The organism is Gilliamella sp. Fer1-1 (genome assembly GCF_001690825.1).
GTDB classification, from domain to species: Bacteria; Pseudomonadota; Gammaproteobacteria; order Enterobacterales; family Orbaceae; genus Gilliamella; species Gilliamella apicola_C.
Genome location: NZ_LZGX01000042.1, coordinates 33,450 through 50,361, shown reverse-complemented (window position 1 = coordinate 50,361; position 16,912 = coordinate 33,450). Strand labels below are relative to the sequence as shown.

Annotated in this window: 20 protein-coding genes, 1 tRNA gene and 2 pseudogenes; 5 read left to right on the top strand and 18 right to left on the bottom strand. The window is 34.7% G+C overall.

Annotated elements, in window-relative coordinates; translation table 11 throughout:
* The 4 genes and pseudogenes from A9G28_RS13555 to A9G28_RS13550 form a co-directional block, all read left to right on the top strand.
* Positions 1-582: pseudogene (locus tag A9G28_RS13555) on the top strand (hypothetical protein); the annotation flags it as partial.
* A 346-nt stretch (positions 583-928) separates the two neighbouring features.
* Complete coding sequence (locus A9G28_RS06225) at positions 929-1,168, top strand: hypothetical protein (protein WP_065580103.1); 240 nt, start codon at positions 929-931, stop codon at positions 1,166-1,168.
* Positions 1,169-1,240: 72 nt separating this feature from the next.
* On the top strand, positions 1,241-1,510 hold the full coding sequence (locus A9G28_RS06220; RefSeq protein ID WP_065580102.1) for a hypothetical protein: 270 nt from the start codon (positions 1,241-1,243) through the stop codon (positions 1,508-1,510).
* 64 nt (positions 1,511-1,574) lie between these two features.
* Positions 1,575-1,739, top strand: coding sequence for a hypothetical protein (locus A9G28_RS13550; protein ID WP_176700707.1), 165 nt, complete (start codon positions 1,575-1,577; stop codon positions 1,737-1,739).
* Between the two features lie 664 nt (positions 1,740-2,403).
* Here the strand turns inward: A9G28_RS13550 and A9G28_RS06215 are convergent.
* The 18 genes and pseudogenes from A9G28_RS06215 to bamE form a co-directional block, all read right to left on the bottom strand.
* Positions 2,404-3,003 carry a hypothetical protein gene (locus A9G28_RS06215; protein ID WP_065568068.1) on the bottom strand — a complete coding sequence of 200 codons (600 nt, stop codon included), beginning with the start codon at positions 3,001-3,003 and terminating at the stop codon, positions 2,404-2,406.
* A 270-nt stretch (positions 3,004-3,273) separates the two neighbouring features.
* Complete coding sequence (locus A9G28_RS06210; RefSeq protein WP_065568069.1) at positions 3,274-3,462, bottom strand: IS3 family transposase; 189 nt, start codon at positions 3,460-3,462, stop codon at positions 3,274-3,276.
* Between the two features lie 2 nt (positions 3,463-3,464).
* On the bottom strand, positions 3,465-3,761 hold the full coding sequence (locus A9G28_RS06205) for an IS3 family transposase (protein ID WP_065580101.1): 297 nt from the start codon (positions 3,759-3,761) through the stop codon (positions 3,465-3,467).
* Positions 3,762-4,822: 1,061 nt separating this feature from the next.
* A complete protein-coding gene (locus A9G28_RS06200; protein WP_065580100.1) occupies positions 4,823-5,065 on the bottom strand; it encodes a hypothetical protein in 243 nt (80 codons plus the stop codon).
* A 43-nt stretch (positions 5,066-5,108) separates the two neighbouring features.
* On the bottom strand, positions 5,109-5,354 hold the full coding sequence (locus A9G28_RS06195; RefSeq protein WP_065580099.1) for a hypothetical protein: 246 nt from the start codon (positions 5,352-5,354) through the stop codon (positions 5,109-5,111).
* 3 nt (positions 5,355-5,357) lie between these two features.
* Complete coding sequence (locus tag A9G28_RS06190) at positions 5,358-5,630, bottom strand: hypothetical protein (protein ID WP_218057337.1); 273 nt, start codon at positions 5,628-5,630, stop codon at positions 5,358-5,360.
* Between the two features lie 144 nt (positions 5,631-5,774).
* Positions 5,775-6,191 (bottom strand): annotated as a pseudogene (locus A9G28_RS06185) (VENN motif pre-toxin domain-containing protein); the annotation flags it as partial.
* A gap of 328 nt (positions 6,192-6,519) precedes the next feature.
* Positions 6,520-6,840, bottom strand: coding sequence for a hypothetical protein (locus A9G28_RS06180; protein ID WP_065580097.1), 321 nt, complete (start codon positions 6,838-6,840; stop codon positions 6,520-6,522).
* A 12-nt stretch (positions 6,841-6,852) separates the two neighbouring features.
* On the bottom strand, positions 6,853-7,719 hold the full coding sequence (locus A9G28_RS06175) for a VENN motif pre-toxin domain-containing protein (RefSeq protein WP_255307555.1): 867 nt from the start codon (positions 7,717-7,719) through the stop codon (positions 6,853-6,855).
* Between the two features lie 287 nt (positions 7,720-8,006).
* Positions 8,007-8,540: a hypothetical protein gene (locus A9G28_RS06170; RefSeq protein WP_065580095.1), complete on the bottom strand. Its 534-nt coding sequence runs from the start codon at positions 8,538-8,540 to the stop codon at positions 8,007-8,009.
* Positions 8,541-8,783: 243 nt separating this feature from the next.
* The gene (locus tag A9G28_RS06165) at positions 8,784-9,104 is read right to left on the bottom strand and encodes a hypothetical protein (RefSeq protein WP_141674697.1); all 321 of its coding nucleotides are present in this window, start codon (positions 9,102-9,104) and stop codon (positions 8,784-8,786) included.
* A gap of 547 nt (positions 9,105-9,651) precedes the next feature.
* Positions 9,652-9,728: transfer RNA gene (locus A9G28_RS06160), tRNA-Arg, on the bottom strand.
* Between the two features lie 235 nt (positions 9,729-9,963).
* Positions 9,964-10,221, bottom strand: a complete 258-nt coding sequence (locus A9G28_RS06155) for a hypothetical protein (RefSeq protein ID WP_141674696.1) — start codon at positions 10,219-10,221, stop codon at positions 9,964-9,966.
* A 9-nt stretch (positions 10,222-10,230) separates the two neighbouring features.
* Entirely contained in the window at positions 10,231-10,638 is a 408-nt protein-coding gene (locus A9G28_RS06150; protein WP_065580092.1) for a hypothetical protein, read from the bottom strand.
* A gap of 166 nt (positions 10,639-10,804) precedes the next feature.
* Positions 10,805-12,820: a DNA helicase Rep gene (rep, locus tag A9G28_RS06145; protein ID WP_065580091.1), complete on the bottom strand. Its 2,016-nt coding sequence runs from the start codon at positions 12,818-12,820 to the stop codon at positions 10,805-10,807.
* 131 nt (positions 12,821-12,951) lie between these two features.
* Positions 12,952-13,914: a tRNA dihydrouridine(20/20a) synthase DusA gene (gene dusA / locus A9G28_RS06140; protein ID WP_065567275.1), complete on the bottom strand. Its 963-nt coding sequence runs from the start codon at positions 13,912-13,914 to the stop codon at positions 12,952-12,954.
* Positions 13,915-14,770: 856 nt separating this feature from the next.
* Positions 14,771-15,133, bottom strand: coding sequence for a hypothetical protein (locus tag A9G28_RS06135; protein ID WP_065580090.1), 363 nt, complete (start codon positions 15,131-15,133; stop codon positions 14,771-14,773).
* A gap of 486 nt (positions 15,134-15,619) precedes the next feature.
* Positions 15,620-16,042 (bottom strand): outer membrane protein assembly factor BamE, encoded by a 423-nt coding sequence (gene bamE / locus A9G28_RS06130; RefSeq protein ID WP_065580089.1) that lies wholly within the window; start codon positions 16,040-16,042, stop codon positions 15,620-15,622.
* Between the two features lie 207 nt (positions 16,043-16,249).
* Between bamE and A9G28_RS06125 the strand changes: the two genes are divergently transcribed.
* Positions 16,250-16,861, top strand: a complete 612-nt coding sequence (locus tag A9G28_RS06125; protein ID WP_065567272.1) for an FKBP-type peptidyl-prolyl cis-trans isomerase — start codon at positions 16,250-16,252, stop codon at positions 16,859-16,861.
* Positions 16,862-16,912: the final 51 nt, after the last annotated feature.

The following is a 16,912-nucleotide window of genomic DNA, read 5'->3' as shown; positions in this document are numbered from 1 at the left end:
GTTGTTTTGGGTAAAATAAAAAGCACCTCATCCAGTGATATTATCGGAGTTCTTAGGCAAGCGGTGATGCTAACATCAAGCCTATCGTCCCTTGATTTTTATGCTAACGATCAAGAGAATGACCAATATTCATCAGATAACACTTGGTCAAAATTATTAAAAGATATAACTATAAATAATCATCCAAGCTTCGATCGTTATTTTGATAGAGAATTTAAGGTTGTATCAGAAGCTAGAGCTGCTAAGATATTTTTCCTGAGTGATCGCTCGGCAATTAATACCGAAAGATTAAGACCAAATAACATAGGGACAGATTTAGATAAAAACAAAGCAAGATTGTTAGATTTATTTGCTATCAAGGATCATGATAATTTCTTTACACGAAGTACACATGAGCTTATTGTCTATAGACCGACTGAAGATGATATCACATTTAGCAAGCGACAAATGAAGCGATTAAATGATGCTTTATTAACGCTAGAAGAAGTTGGAGATAGGCACTCAATCATAGTTACCCCTGTAAACACTCCGCAGCAAGCATTAAAAAGAATTGAGCGGGCTGAACTCAATCTTATAGCTTAAATCCCTCACCCGCTCCATGCGTTTTTTCACGCCTAAAATTCCTTACCTACAACTTCAAAACACTTTATCGCTCAAAAAACAAGCAATCAAACAACAATTAATTGCACAGAAACAACAATTTAACAACTCCCTTCAAAACAATAACAACTTTAGATGTTGATATCAATAACAACTTATGTTGTAATTGTCACATCAAAACAAATCACCTTAACAAAACAATTAAGCAATAGAGCGGTTTTGATAGATAGTCGAACGGCACGGCGTTAAACCTGCCTCGGGTGCTTGGCGGGTTCATGAAGAACGGCAATAAGGCACAACAAATAATTTGATAACAAAGGAGTAAAACATGGCTAAAAAAGAAATTGAATTAACGCTAATTGTCGAAATTGACGATAACGGAGATTTATTCGCAAAAACACGGGTAAATTTTGATTCAAAAAGTTTGAAAACGATAACAGAGAAAGCTTTCATTATATATCTCAAGGAAATAGTGTCACAACACGCACAGCCGATCGTCGCATCAGCTCTTGCGCTTGCTGAATTGAGAGATAAATTATCTTTATACGAAAATGATTTAGACGATTAAATCAGTGCTCAAATCAAAGCACTCATTCATAGAGTGTGCTTGAGTTTGAAATATAAGAATGCGAGGTAACCTATGCAATTACATAGATCTGTAGAGAACGCTTACGAAAATGCCTATTGTAAAATGATGAACAATACCGAAATGCAAGACGCTAAAGATGAATGGATTGAAACCAGAGCTGAAGAATTAATCAAGAATTTTGACAATGATAATGATTGGCAAATTATAGAATTACTAAAAATAAAACTAGAAAGCAAAAGCATTGACGCAGACCTTTACAACCAATTTATAACTGATATTTGCTACTCACAAGCCACACTTGAGTATAACCAAACATTCTGACAGCTGGAAAAACAGCACATTCTACATCCGTTTGCCTTTTTTGAGGGCTTTTAGGGAGCTGATTATGACAAATAAAGATTTTGTAAATTCAAAACAAACCGATAAGTTCAACAAAGATTACAAACTAAACAAAAGCGAGCAAATATACGCCTTTTTTTGTACCTTGATTTTATCATTTGGCGGGCTATTTATGCTGTTTCACTGGATGTTACATATTGCAACTGATTAAAAGATAGAAAATGGCAGAGAAAACATATTTTAAAAAGGCATTCAAATCACCTTATAAATGGTAATGTTTGAATATTTTTCGCAGTTATGATACGTAGTAACCTTTATTTAATCTGACATTTAGTGTAGCCTATCCACTACTACAATTTACTAGGGTTTATAATCTTCATACTCCCAAGCAAAATGCCTTAAAAGTTTTTGCCGCTTATTTCCTGAAGAGCTAATTTTCCGACCTATTCATAGCGTTTTTTGAATAGCTGTTGCGACTATACCCCAAGGTTTTACGATCTTGATGAAATTTAGCTAACTATTTATATATTTTCACCTATTTTTAATTCACCTATATGTGTTGCTATAGGTAAATTTTTATTTTCTTCTCTTTTTTTGCGCCTTTCTTCCCTATTTCACTTCTTTGCTGTGTAGTTAAAGCTTTAGCCCTTGTCAAACTACCATTACGTTTATTATTCATATTAATAACTCATTAAATGCAAATTAAAGTTATTATTATATTGCATTATATATGTAAAAATTAACCATTATGACTTAAAGCAAACTTTAACTTGAAATTTAATATTAGCTTGATCAGTCAATTTTATATAATAAAAAAACCCTCTAAGAGGGTTTGATGAGTGTGTTTGTCAACAAATATGAGCACTAATGAAACATTAGTTGCCTAAACAATTTTCGACTTTTTGCTTTTCGATATTCAAGGTATTTAATATAATAGACGGGTTGGCTCCATTCCAGTTACCGACAGGGTTAAACCCATTATTAGGTACTGAGCCTGTCGTGGACTGAGCCTGAGTAATATTATTGAAAAAATATTGAGTATTATTTTTGTCTTTATCTTGTTTTATCGATAAAGTGTAACGAACATAGTTTATTATTGGGATAAAAGATTGTGGATTGTTATACTGCGTTAAGCCGTCAACAACAATAATATCATCATCAAAATATTGTCTTGCTCCGCTACTAGATGATACCGTTACAGAGGGTATACTGTAATAACGGCCGCTAGCACCAACAAAGTCATTAGAATTATCAGACAAAACAACATTTCTATCCCTTATGTTTTGTAACACACAAACCTTAATGTCTTTCATACTTTTATCTATGTGACTAGTTAAAGTATATGTATCGATCAGTTTATATTCATTACTATAATCTTTATATGTCACACCACTAAATGAACTTAAGTTACTATCTACTTGAGCACATCCAGCCACCAAAAAAGCCACCATACTGGCAATCATTAACTTTTTCATACCATTCTCCTTAAATAATTATTTTGGTAATGGTATGAAATTTTGCCCATTAAATCAACGATGATTTAGCAAATCCTCCTTTTTAAAACGTCTGGTGGTGAACGGATGTATAATGGTCAAGTATTTAAACACCCATTTAGGTTGTTCTGCAATAGTCAGTGGTAAACCGGCGTTAAAACTATGTGGTCGTCTTTGGTTATAATAACCGAATAAGTAACAGAACATGTCTGACTTGGTTTCAACTAAACGACGATAACCGGCCTTGGGGATCTATTCACTTTTCAAACTACGGAACAAGCGTTCAGTAGGCGCATTGTCCCAACAATTACCACGATGGCTAACCCTTTGTATTATTCCATAACGACTAAGGTGATGCCTGAATGCAACTAATAAATACTGGCAACCTTGGTCAGAATGGAACACTAAAGCTTTTGGTTTACCTCGTAAAGACCAAGCCATGTCTAATGTACTAATCTAATCACTAAGTGACTATCTGCTTTATCTGATACGCTATAACTCACTACCCGCCGAGCGTGCAAATCGGCTACTATCGCCAAATAAACCCATCTTCCTCCCGCCCAAATATAAGTGATATCGCCTGTCCATACCTGATGTGGGCTAATCGGGTTAAAGTTCCGTGATAGCTTATTGAGTAGTTCAAATTGCTCCTCGGTTGCACGATTAAAATGCCTTGCTTTGGGTTGCTTACTGTATAATTTTGCCTCTTTCATTAATTTTCTCACCTTATAACGACCCATCTTGATACCTTACTGGTTCAGTTTTGTGATTATCGTTCGACTGCCTGCTGAGCCTCTACTTTGTTTGAAGAGGATTTCACCTGTTGCCGGCGTTATTGCCTGATTTTGTTTTCCGGAAGCAAACGAGGGTTATAAAATGCTGCTTGAGATACTGCAAATAATGCGCAAAATCTATTTATTGGGTATTGCTCGCTTAACTGATAGCTTAACGCATATTTTTGTCTTCGTTCGACATTAAAAGAACGGTAGCCTTTTTAGTATTTCTTCCTCCAATTTAAGTCGTTTTATCTTTTTCTCTATGGTTTGAATTATTTGTTGCTCTCAGGTTAGCGCTTTTGATTTGGGCGTATAGCCATCAAGCACTAACTTTAACTAAGCAACCCAACGGCCCATTGCTGTTTACTTATCCCCATTGTGCTGTAGGCTTCCTGTACCAATTACCCGTGTCGCTGCACCTCGTTTAAATTTTACTGTAAATTTTTGTCGATTTATTGTCATTATTCACCTCATTTTGATAATTCTTGCGCTTTCTGACTTGTTACGACTGGTTGGCATCGATGGCATGCCACTGGAACTAATGCCAGCACTGCTGCTACTGACTTTGTAGTCCGCTTTGTTTTCGATATCACTAAAGCTTATTGTACCCGTATCAAGGCGGTTTTTACTGGTATCTTTCGCTTCCGAGGAGATGACTGCCCCTTTTAGGTCGGTGTTGTTGTAAAAGAGTTCGTGTTATTCTTTGCCATCATTCTTAAAATAAAAAATTAAATAAAATCAATACCTTTTCTGACCGATTTTTGTGAGTAAAACGGTGGGTTATTTTGTATTTTGAATAGGAAAAAACAAGTGCACTATGTGTAAAAATCAATTTAAAACTATTATTCTTCAGTTATTATTAGAGGACTTGGTGACAATGTTAACTGCCACCAAATAAAAGCTTTATAAGCTATGTCAGGTTAAGTTTGAGCTACTACAATTAAGTAAAGACTTTTTCGATTTCTTGTTTTAATAAATCCACAACTTACCTCTTAAAAGAATTGGAACCACTACGTATAAACTGATTATTTATATCTATCTGGAATAAAATCTTTATGCTCTATACTTTTTATAAGTACTAATAAATCATCTCTTCTCCACGATAATTCTTCTTTATCCATTTGCATATAATTATATATTTGTTCGTTAGAACAATTTTCCAAAATAAAATTGATACAATCTAAATAAATCGTTATTTCATCTTCTGAAAGTCTTAAATCAAATAACGTTACTGCATTAGCTACATATTCTTGTTTTAATAAATCCATAACTTACCTCTTAAAATAATTGGAGCTGCTACGTATAAACTGATTATTTATATCTATCTGGAATAAAATCTTTATGCTCTATACTTTTTATAAGCGCTAATAAATCATCTCTTACCCACGATAATTCTTCTTTATCCATGAATTCTGTATGTTGGTTTATTTGCTCATTGGTACAGTATTCCAACATAAAATTAACACAATCTAAATATATAGTAATTTCACTTTCGGAAAGTCTTAGATCAAATAACGTTACTGCATTAGCTACATATTCTTGTTTTAATAAATCCATAATTCACCCCTTAAAATAATTGGAAAACTTACCCCTGAACTCTTGCAGTTTTTCACTACTTGGTCGTCCCCAACGACCATCTTTAATTCGTTTTGTCGTATTGTTTCTAGGATTTTTATAAGAAGTAACAACTTCACCATCCGGTTCAATAATATGAACTCTACCATTAGGGCCTAAGACAACCCATCGACCATCATCCTGAACAAGAATATCAGATGGCCTTGAGTTTTCAATATCGTTAATCACTTGACCTACTTTTATTTCTAATTTCCGCATGCTCTCCTCGAGTTATTTCTGCGTTTATAGCATAATCTCGCCAATCTTTATCTGGGATCTGATTTCCACCAGTATCATGGCGAATATCAATATCATCTAAACCATCATCATGCCCAGTGTGATTTGGGCCTAATTTATCTGGATCTATAGGCGCGTACCCTGGGAAGGAGGAGTCAGCTCTGGAATTGGATACCCTTCTAATTTGGGTTGATCATTAGGATCTATGGCTATTGTGTTTTTATAATCATTATAATAACGCTCATAAGTTTTTCGTACTGCGTCTTCAAGGAATTCATTTCCCATTGGATCGACTAATGCTAGATCAATTAGTCGCCGCTGTTCCAAAGTTAGGCTTTCTAAAAACGCTTGTGATTCTGCTGCTGTAAGACCTTTAGCCATTAATAGATCTACGGCATTAACACTAACTTGAGAGCCAATTTCACTTGGGCGTACTAGATACCACGTAGCTTTAGCTAAATTATTATTCTCAACCGCATTTTTCCCCGCAGCAATCCCCGTATTCACATCTTGGATATCTCCACCAGATGCTGCGATGGCAAGGCCTGTAGCTAGTTAGGATAGTGCGCTGAGGTTGAATTTTTCTTTTTCGGCGAGGCTGTTGTTTTTTGTGATTTTAAGCTTTCAAAAACACCGCTCCTCACTTTTTTGGAATTTTGGGAATGTGTTTAATTGGTAATGACATTGCCTTTAAAGCGGAAGTTAGAGGATAGTTAAAACTTCGTTTTGTAAAAATAATTCAGGAGTCTATACCGTTTTGTTTGGTTTGTTTTGGTTGGATTTGATTTTGTGCCATGAAGAATTATAAAAATTTGGTGACAGGATTAACTGCCACCTCTAACTGGAAAAAACACAAAATATAGGGTGGGGTCTAAAAATCAGACCATTCCGAGTATTCAATATCTTCAGGCGTTAACTCTTCAAAGCCATCTTCTGTTAACATTGCATTAAAATTTTTCAAAGTATTTTTTAAAGCCTCTTCAACCGTATCACCACTTCCTAAACCATTCTCTGGATATCTATCAAATTTACGCTTTATAGCCAAATCAGTCATACCTGTGTATCGCCTTGAGGAACTTTCATAAATTTTAATTTTCATTTTTGCGTACGGTAAAATGGGCATCCAAATAACAAATTCAGCAACACTTTTTTCAATTTTTACTACATTATCAATAATTAAATCATGCCACATATTTAATTTCCTTTATTGTTTACCAAATGAGATAATTTTATCACCTAGTTTATCAATATATCGCCCATTTTTGTAATACCTAATAACACCCGGAGTCGGTGAATTAATTTTTACTTTTTTAGCACCTTTTAGATTCTGGGAAAACACTCTAGCTTTATGTAAATATTCATCAGGGGTTAAAGCACCAACTTCTTTACCATGCTTATCAAAATGATATTTTAATGATTTTTCTGGAGAATCAAATGTGCCTTTATCCCAAGAATTATTAATATCTTTACGATTTTGTTGGTTACCACTAGACGACTTTGACTTATTATCTACTTTGGATTTATCATCGTCATCATCAGGCGGTAATCCTGGGGCTCCTCCAGCGACAACACTTCCAGAGCCAGCAATATTATTACTGTCTGAAGAGCCATCAACGCCGTTGTTTTGTGAAGTACTTGAATTACTTTCTTGCCCATGAATTAGCGGTATTCTGTCTGCAAAATCAGCGATAAGAAAATCATTTTTATTTTTATTTAGAAAATCTATTTGTTCTTCAGTCAAACTAGCTATAGCAAATGAATCACCACTTCTAATCGCATTAATAGCATTAGTTTTATCATTCTCACTAAGGCTATTAACCACAGATATACCTAATAATGCAGCTAAACCTGTTCCAGCAACATAGTTTGCGCAAACCGAAATTCTTACGCAAATCATCCCTCCAGCTCTAACTACAACTGCTGCGAAGTTATTCTCAACCGCATTCTTACTCGCAGCTATCGAAGCACCGACATCACCCACATCCCCTCCCATACTGGCCGCTGCAAGGCCTGTTGCTAGTTGCGATAATGCGCTGATGTTTTGTTTTTCTGCTTCGGTGAGGTCTTTGATGTCTTTGCCATCATAAAGCTGTTTGATGATAACTTCTGCGGCAAGTTCGCCACTTACTGCGCCTGCACCACCCGCTAAGCCTGAGTTGCCTTGTGGTTCGGCTATCTTGTTTTTTAACTTAGGCGTTTAGTTTTGTAAAAATAATTCAGGAATCTATACCATTTTGATTTGATATTGGTTATTTTTGGGCTTGTTTTAGATTGTTTCTTGCCTTTTTATGAGATGTTGGTTTCAGCTCAGCGATATCTTGACAAAGCTGAAAACCAATAAATCAAAAAAAATATTCGCTATTTAGGAATTTTTCCTGTCCACCAAATCGGCTTTTCATCTGCTCCTAAGTTATCAAAAACAGATAAAGGTATATATCCATAATCAACAACATAAGGCACTTGAGCCATGCATACCATTACTGGCTCATACTTATAATCGGGTTCTGATTTAAACCATTCATGATTCATCTTGGCGGATTCAACACACTGATGAAATGCATAAAAGTAATCATCAAAAATATCATATAAAGTTGATTTTGTTCTGTCCAAATCACTTTTGGCTTTACCTGATAAAATAGGACCCCAATCAATGGCATCTCTATCTAACTGTTTAAACTCTTCCTCGACCAATTTCATTAAAGATTCAGCCGTATCTAACTCTTCTAATTTTAAATATCGACGATATAAACGGTCTGTTAAAATAGACCAATCTTCTTTAGGATATTTCGGCAGCAGATAATATGAAATACAATCAAAAAATAATTTCATATCACTGTCTGTACCTAGAGCAAATATGGAACTTCCCCCACAAAAACCAGTATCTTCTGACATTATTCATTTACTCCTTATTTTTTTTTAAACGTAATTTGTTCTCGCTTAATGATCGCGTTAGATTTTCGAACGATTCCTTGTCTAATTTTGAACTCTAACGCTGGCGTTAAATCTGCCCTCTAACATCTATCACAACATCTTGTCGCATACCATTTGGTAAATGTCTTTGTCGTTCAATGGCTTGTTTAGAAATAGTATTAATCAGATTATCAGAATATTTTTCTATATTATAATTTTTCACTTCTATTGAGCAAGTTGTGCCATTACAAAAATCGGTTTTAGCGTGTGGTTCGCATTCTCGGTATCTTGGCTTAATGCGTTGATATCCTGTTGTTGTTTGTCCTGATTGCGGATGATGAGTTGACCTTGCTCTATCGCTAAATGGGTAATGCTTGAGTCTTTTTCACTGTTATGGTACGCCATTTGAGCGCTCGCGCCACCTGTGCCTCCACTGACCAAGATATGGCTGACGTTAAATTCGGCTTTGTTTTTGATATCACTAAAGCTGATTGTGCCTATATCAAGGTGGTTTTTGTTCGGGTCTTCGGCTTCTGATGCTATCACGCCACTACCGGCGCAACAAACAATCAAAAAACTTAAATAAAATCAATGCGTTTTCTGACTGATTTTTAGTCGGTTATGCCGAATAATTGGCAATAATCTATTCCTGCTTGTAGTAAGATGATTTGTAATTATATACATCGTATTTCTTTTAACAATCAATCGCGCTGGTTCAATTAACTGTATTTTTTCTCTCATATAATTAGCAACAAAATAATAGTCGAGTTAATTTATACCAATCTTCATCAGATAAACCACTTGATGTCTTTCACCTGATCGATAAATCCTTTCATTTACCGTTTGCTGGATTTACTGTTGTTCTGGTGGAATAGTATTAGGAAATCGCTGTACTACTTTCGGGTTTTACTCGACTGGTTTCACTGCCAAATAGCCAACTGTTGATCATTGAAATGGGTAAGCATAAAGACTATTACATAATAAGCGACATTAATAAAAATAACAGTATAAGCGTTTTAGCCTAACTTAAGCAGTGAGATTTCCTTTAGATTTTAAAGTATAGCGTAATTTATTGATTTTTTTAATAATTAAATGGCGTCCCCTACAGGATTCGAACCTGTGACCTACGGCTTAGAAGGCCGTTGCTCTATCCAGCTGAGCTAAGGAGACTTAGATAGGATTTGTTGATTAGACGATGTGTATTATATAAAGCTATTTCTATCCGTCAATGATTTTTAATTGTTTATTATATTAGATTAACAAAATATCACCAATTGAGTTTTTATTATTTTGATCATGGTAACGAATATCATTACTTAGGATTAATTTTTTATATTCCAAAACATATCGTATCTTTAAAAATTATTTATCCTATTATTCATTAATAACCTTTTGTTTTAATTATCTAATTTATATAAATATTGTTCTCATTTCGCGGGGTTATTTGGCATAATGTTTCACATTGGTTCTTTTTCATTACTTCGATAATATGTGATAACTGTGATTTAAATTGATGTTGTTTGGTCATCAAATTTTCGGCATTTTCGATAATTTTGGTCTTTTCTGATTCAGGTATATATTTTGCATAATTTTCAGCAAATTTTGCTAGCATCGTGACGATTTTCAGTTTAGATTGGTCGGTTAAACAATCTGGTAAGTTCATCCACATTAATCAGCCTGCATAATATTTTAGCATTTCAGATTGCATGGCGTTAACGCTAAGTAGTGTTAGCGCCCTTTTTTCCGAATCTGGCAATTCTTCATAAAATTGATTAACATATGGCGATATTGCAGCAAAATATTCTATATTAAAATTACTTAATAAAATAACTTCGGGTTGGAATCGTTTTAGATTATTAGTGAAATCTTGCTCCGTTATCGTGTTTAATTCATTGAGTGAAAAAGTTAAATAGGTTTCAACTAACCAATTAATATAATTGGTGATATTCAGTTGTTCTTCTAGCTTATCTTTTGACAAATCCGCAATAAGTTTAGGATCAGTAAATTGACTGAGTATTTCTTTCCCTGTTACTGTATCAAGCCTTGGTAAGTTTTTTTCGGCTTGAAATTTTTTAAGCAAGATAAAAAATCGCAGGTTATAAGTTTTAGACTTTAACTCTGTCGCATTGGCAAAGCAGCAGGTAAAAATTAAAATAGCTGTAATGATAAACTTTATCGTTTATTGTTCCTTAGATAACAAGGATTTTTAATTATTTAGTTATTTAATTTTAATTATTGACCGTTGATTATTTCGCTTTGGCTATTTGCGCCTTTAACATCGCTAACCGACTTTGGCCTTGTTGCATTTTTTTTTCGGGTGATAATGCATTACGCTGATCTTGCCAGGCTAAGTCGTCTTGTGGTAGCTCTAATAAAAATCGGCTCGGTTCAACTTGCAGTGTTTCGCCAAATTGTTTTCGTTGCCGACTAAATGAGAAGGTGAGTTCACGTTGTGCTCGAGTAATACCGACATAGGCTAAACGGCGTTCTTCTTCGATATTATCTTCATCAATACTGGTTTGGTGGGGTAATAAGCCTTCAGACATGCCGATCAAATAAACATATGGAAATTCCAATCCTTTAGAGGCATGCAATGTCATGAGTTGAACCTGATCGAGCTCTTCTTCAGTCTCGTTACGTTCTAACATATCACGCAGGGTAAATCTGGCAACTGCTTGCTCAAGCGTCATTGCTTCATCAATATCATCACCTTGTAACATATCATTTAACCAACTAATCAACTGTTCAACATTGCGCATGCGCATTTGCCCTGCTGCTGGTGATGCGGATGTCTCGTAAATCCAACTTTCATAATGAATGCCATGCAGTAGTTCATAAATAGCATTCATGGGTTCTGTATGTGTTTTTTGAATAAGTGTATCGAACCAGTGAATGAAAACTTGTAATGATTCCATGCGTTTGCCAGATAAAAACTCGGTCAAGCCCATATCATGGCTTGCTTGGTATAAACTCACTCCTCGCTGATTAGCCCATTCGCCCAGTTTTTGAATGGTTGCAGGACCTATTTCTCGTTTGGGTGTGTTAATGATGCGAATAAAGGCATTATCATCATCAGGATTAGTTAATAAACGCAAATAGGCCATCAAGTCCTTAATTTCAATTCGCGAAAAAAACGATGTACCACCAGAGATTCGATATGGTACTCGGTATTGCATTAACATTTTTTCAATCAGTCTTGCCTGATGATTGCCACGATATAATATGGCATATTGACCATATTGGCTGTTATTAGCAAAACGATGACCAATAAGGTCATTAATCACTTTTTCGGCTTCGTGCTCTTCACTATCGGCAGAAATAACTTTTAATACGTCACCATAACCCAGTTCGGAAAACAGTTTTTTTTCAAAAATATGTGGGTTATTTTCGATTAAAATATTTGCTACTTTTAAAATTCGACCTGATGATCGGTAATTTTGTTCTAGTTTAATCACTTCTAAATGGGGGAAGTCTTGTTTGAGTAATACTAAATTTTTGGGTCTTGCGCCACGCCAAGAATAGATAGATTGATCGTCATCACCCACAACGGTAAATTTAGCTCGGTTACCAACTAGCAATTTGATAAATTCATATTGGCTTGTATTGGTATCTTGATATTCATCAACCAATAAATAACGCACTTTATTTTGCCACTTTTCCCGCACTTGTTCGTTATTTTTTAATAGCAGTGTGGGCATTAAAATCAGATCATCAAAGTCTAAAATACTGCATGCTTTTAGCTGTTTTTCATAAAGCTGGTAACAATGGGCAAATAGTTTTTCTTTGTTGGTTTGCGCTCGGGCCATAGCAAGAGTTGAGTCAACAATATCATTTTTCCAATTTGAGATTGTTGCACGTAACTGATTTATCAGATCCTTATCACCCTCTAACCATTGATGAGTCAGCTCTTTAAGTAGCGCTATTTGATCATGATCATCAAATAATGAAAAGTTAGATTTTATACCTAAATGCTTGTACTCTCGGCGAATAATATCTAATCCTAGAGTATGAAATGTGGAAATTTTCAGCCCTCTGGCCTCTTGTTTACTAAGCGATTGGGCAATACGTTCTTTCATTTCACGTGCTGCTTTATTAGTAAAAGTTACAGCGACAATATGACGGGGTAAATATTCTTTCACCCGAATTAAATAGGCAATTTTATTGATGATAACCCGCGTCTTTCCTGATCCTGCCCCCGCTAAAACAAGGCAAGGACCTGAAACATATTCGACCGCTTTTTGTTGACTTGAATTTAAACGCACTAGATAAAAACCATTAGAAAAATTGTGGGCTAGTATATAACGATACACTAACTGCGTGCAATTGTTGTCATTATAAGCGAATATAATGACAATTTTAGGAAAACAATTCTATAAAAACTATTCGATAAAAACTATTCTATAAACATTAAAGCTTGTTCTACCACATCGACTCCAGCTCCTTTTTTGTGCGCATTTTCGCTAAGATAACGTCGCCATTGTCTTGCACCTTTACACCCATTAAAGAGGCCTAAAGTGTGACGCATAATGTGGTTAAGCTGAGCACCTTGTGCTAACTGCTGTTCAATGTAAGGATAAAGAGCACGAATAGCCGATATCGGGTCGATGACAGAGGGCTTTTCACCAAAAATTTTCGAATCGATTTCAGTCAATAACCAAGGGTTTTGATATGCTTCTCGCCCTACCATTACGCCATCAACATATTGTAAGTGGTGTTTTATTTCATCCATTGTTTTTATACCACCGTTGATAGCTATGGTTAAATGAGGATAATCTTGTTTGAGCTTATAAACACGGTCGTAGTCAAGCGGTGGCACTTCACGATTCTCTTTAGGACTTAATCCCGATAACCAAGCTTTACGCGCATGTACAATGAATGTATTAGTATAAGGCATCACCTTTTCAATAAACTGGCACAAAAAAGCATAGCTATCAAAATCATCAATGCCAATTCGGGTTTTTACTGTGACTGGAATATCAACCTGATCTTGCATTTGTGCAACACAGTCTGCGACTAAATCAGCTTTTCCCATTAAACAAGCACCAAACATGCCATTTTGTACACGATCGGATGGACAACCCACATTTAAATTGATTTCGTCATAACCACGCTCTTGTGCTAATTTTGCACATTGCGCTAACGCTTTTGGATCACTCCCGCCTAATTGTAAACAGACTGGATGCTCTTCATGATTAAACGCTAAATAATCGCCTTTACCGAATAAAATTGCCCCTGTTGTTACCATTTCGGTATACAGTAATGTTTGCTTAGTTAAAATTCGATGAAAATAACGACAATGTTTATCGGTCCAATCCAGCATAGGGGCAATGGAAAATTTGTTAAGGGTTGAATTCATTGATATATCCGTGTTTATAACGCTTTTGTTGAATTTAAATCAATATTATTTTTGCTCTTTGCTATATTTTTCCATTATCGGGAATCACTCAAGTTCCCAGCATATCGGAAAAAACTAAATAAGATAAAAACGATGGCTTATTATATCATAGGGAACAAGTTCGTGCAGACGAAACACCTCACTATCGTGCATCGTTGAAATAAAAAAGCCAAGATAATTAATCATCAGCCAAAAGTATTTAGCAAGCAACAAATAGTAAAAGTATGGGTTACAAACCAATTATCGGAAATAGCGCAATTCTGGACATTATTAAAAACAATATGTTATGTAAATTTTCATCAATAATGACATTGTAAGTATGCAATTATCTGTTCTAAATGCCCATCACATCATTGAATATTGTAGAATGTCTAGTGATATCAAGAACTAAACCTGCTGCTATCAACCCAAAAGAGGTGATAGAAAATGACTAAACACAGCATAAGAAAAATAAAAAAAAGAAATTGTCAATTCTCTGGAAGCGAAGAAAGCATATAAAGATGCTGATAAAGCTTGGAAACTACGAAAAATTTTAATTGGGCTTGTGAACATGCAAACTATTTTTAGGTATCTTGGCGCATATAAGGTATAGGAACTTGATATATAGCAAATATTTATCTAACCAGCTAACAAATGCCAAGGTTACTTTTTTATCAAAATTAGTAAAATTTTTTAGTGAGTGGTAACTAATCAACCTCTATTACGTATATTTAACTCAATTATGAAAATTGATATTGAGCCCGTGTTTTATATAAACGTAACATATGAGAATATCGAGCTCTTTAAAATCAGGAACAACACAAACAAAAAGAATCATCTACCAAGATAATGTCTCATTGTCGGCTTGATTATTTTCTTCATACATCATTTGTATATTGATATAGCTACACATATCTAGACCACTATTACAATAATCGCGGATCACTCGATCCATTATTTTTCTATTTTTTGCTTGAGTCGCTTTTTTAAATGCATTTAAATTTTCTCGTTCCATCATTCTTAAATTTGATGCTTGGCACATATCTAATTTACCACAATAGTCTTTTTTAACATTATCCCTAATATATTCCATAACTTCTTCCTTTTGCGCTTCTGAACCATCAAAGTCCATTGGATGAATAAATTTAGCGTGTGCAGCAGTAGAGAATAACATTGCGGTTAATATTAATTTTTTCAACATAAGGATTCCCTGTCTTGTTTATTAATTTTTATTAATAATACACTTTTTATGTTGTTTATTAAAGTTTAAAGATTTAAAGTGGAGTATTAGAATAAACACCGTGTTTTTATTAATCGGTAAATTTAACACACCAACAATACCTCTATTTTAAATAGCAGAACAAAACCTCGGTATGAAAACTAGATCAACGGCAAACAAACTGAGAATGGGACATGTCAAAGATCTAGTAGATTAAATCGACATGCAGAGACAAAAAGCAGAAAAGAGCTAGAAAAAGCGGATAATTAATAGGTTAGGGGTCTTTGCTCTTGAAAATCTTTATGGCTATTGGAAATATTTTCTAATTATATCTATCGTTTCAATTATTATCGCTATTCTTTCTTTTTTAAGTAATGGCTAGTATTAATAATTAAAATTGTCATTTTTTTATGTATAAATAGTATAAATCAAAAAACCTCGTTATTTATTAACGAGGCTTTTATTTTTTTAAGATTCAGGGGTCAAATTCTCATCATCAGATTTGACATCAATTGGATCGGATATACCTTGTTTGTTCATCTCTTCTAATGATTTAGAACCGGCTAATTCGGTGGTTTTGATATCTTTTACTATGCCCATTTCATCAAAATAGATAGCAAAATTTCTTTGGCTAACGCCACCATGTTGTGGTTGCTGGCGGAAAATATAATACCAAATGTTATCACCAAAAACAGAAGTTAACATTGGTGAGCCCATAATAAAGACAACCTGTTCTTTGCTTTGACCAACTTGTAATAGCTCAATAGCATCTGGTGTTACATAATTGCCTTGGTTGATATCTGGTCTATATACCCAACGTTCAACAACTGAACATCCCGTTAATAAAACACTTGCTACAATTGCAAAGGCGGTAAATTTACGAAACAGCATCTAACATTATCCATAAAAAAATTATAATTTATATTATCGCTGATATTTTATCTAAGTGCTAGCCAAATTGATAAATTCTTTCACAATTAGCTAATAAGCTAAGCTATTATCAAACCATCATGCGAATTATTGCTTGACTTTTGTCGTGGTATCAACCAACTTAATAGCGTCACAATAAACATTATTTTAAATAATAAAAGGTAAAAAATGAAATTAGAGACAACAGAGCAAAAAGCAAGTTATGCTATTGGATTACAAATTGGTCAACAATTAAAAGACTCAGGATTAAACAATTTAGAGCTTAATGCATTAAAACTTGCAATGGAAGATGTTTTAGCGGGTAACCCTCCTGCCCTGCCTTTACAAGAACTACATGATGCATTACGCCATATACATGAACAAGCAACAAAAGAAAAAGCCAAACAAGCCGAAAAAATTGCTCAAGCAGGTAAAGAGTTTCTTGCTAAAAACATTGAAAAAGATGGCATTAAATCAACTGAATCTGGTCTACAGTATGAAATCATTAAACAAGGCGACGGCGCTTTACCTAAAGCGACCGATCGCGTTCAAGTTCATTATACTGGGCAATTAATTGATGGCACGGTATTTGATAGCTCTGTAGAGCGTGGTCAACCTGCCGAGTTCCCAGTTAATGGTGTAATTAAAGGATGGGTAGAAGCGCTACAACTTATGCCTGAAGGGTCGAAATGGCGTTTATATATTCCTCAAGAATTAGCCTATGGTGCTCAAGGTGCTGGCGCATCAATTCCACCATACAGCGCATTAATTTTTGATGTTGAACTATTAAAAGTTTTATAAAAGTTATCTAAAAATTTTATAGATAGGTATGGACGCAATTTGGCGTCCATT

Coding starts and splice junctions, on each gene's coding strand:
- A9G28_RS06225 (WP_065580103.1), top strand. CDS start 929: ATGGCTAAAAAAGAAATTGAATTAACGCTAATTGTCGAAATTGACGAT.
- A9G28_RS06220 (WP_065580102.1), top strand. CDS start 1,241: ATGCAATTACATAGATCTGTAGAGAACGCTTACGAAAATGCCTATTGT.
- A9G28_RS13550 (WP_176700707.1), top strand. CDS start 1,575: ATGACAAATAAAGATTTTGTAAATTCAAAACAAACCGATAAGTTCAAC.
- A9G28_RS06215 (WP_065568068.1), bottom strand. CDS start 3,003: ATGAAAAAGTTAATGATTGCCAGTATGGTGGCTTTTTTGGTGGCTGGA.
- A9G28_RS06210 (WP_065568069.1), bottom strand. CDS start 3,462: ATGGCTTGGTCTTTACGAGGTAAACCAAAAGCTTTAGTGTTCCATTCT.
- A9G28_RS06205 (WP_065580101.1), bottom strand. CDS start 3,761: ATGGGTCGTTATAAGGTGAGAAAATTAATGAAAGAGGCAAAATTATAC.
- A9G28_RS06200 (WP_065580100.1), bottom strand. CDS start 5,065: ATGGATTTATTAAAACAAGAATATGTAGCTAATGCAGTAACGTTATTT.
- A9G28_RS06195 (WP_065580099.1), bottom strand. CDS start 5,354: ATGGATTTATTAAAACAAGAATATGTAGCTAATGCAGTAACGTTATTT.
- A9G28_RS06190 (WP_218057337.1), bottom strand. CDS start 5,630: ATGCGGAAATTAGAAATAAAAGTAGGTCAAGTGATTAACGATATTGAA.
- A9G28_RS06180 (WP_065580097.1), bottom strand. CDS start 6,840: ATGTGGCATGATTTAATTATTGATAATGTAGTAAAAATTGAAAAAAGT.
- A9G28_RS06170 (WP_065580095.1), bottom strand. CDS start 8,540: ATGTCAGAAGATACTGGTTTTTGTGGGGGAAGTTCCATATTTGCTCTA.
- A9G28_RS06155 (WP_141674696.1), bottom strand. CDS start 10,221: ATGAACTTACCAGATTGTTTAACCGACCAATCTAAACTGAAAATCGTC.
- dusA (WP_065567275.1), bottom strand. CDS start 13,914: ATGAATTCAACCCTTAACAAATTTTCCATTGCCCCTATGCTGGATTGG.
- A9G28_RS06135 (WP_065580090.1), bottom strand. CDS start 15,133: ATGTTGAAAAAATTAATATTAACCGCAATGTTATTCTCTACTGCTGCA.
- bamE (WP_065580089.1), bottom strand. CDS start 16,042: ATGCTGTTTCGTAAATTTACCGCCTTTGCAATTGTAGCAAGTGTTTTA.
- A9G28_RS06125 (WP_065567272.1), top strand. CDS start 16,250: ATGAAATTAGAGACAACAGAGCAAAAAGCAAGTTATGCTATTGGATTA.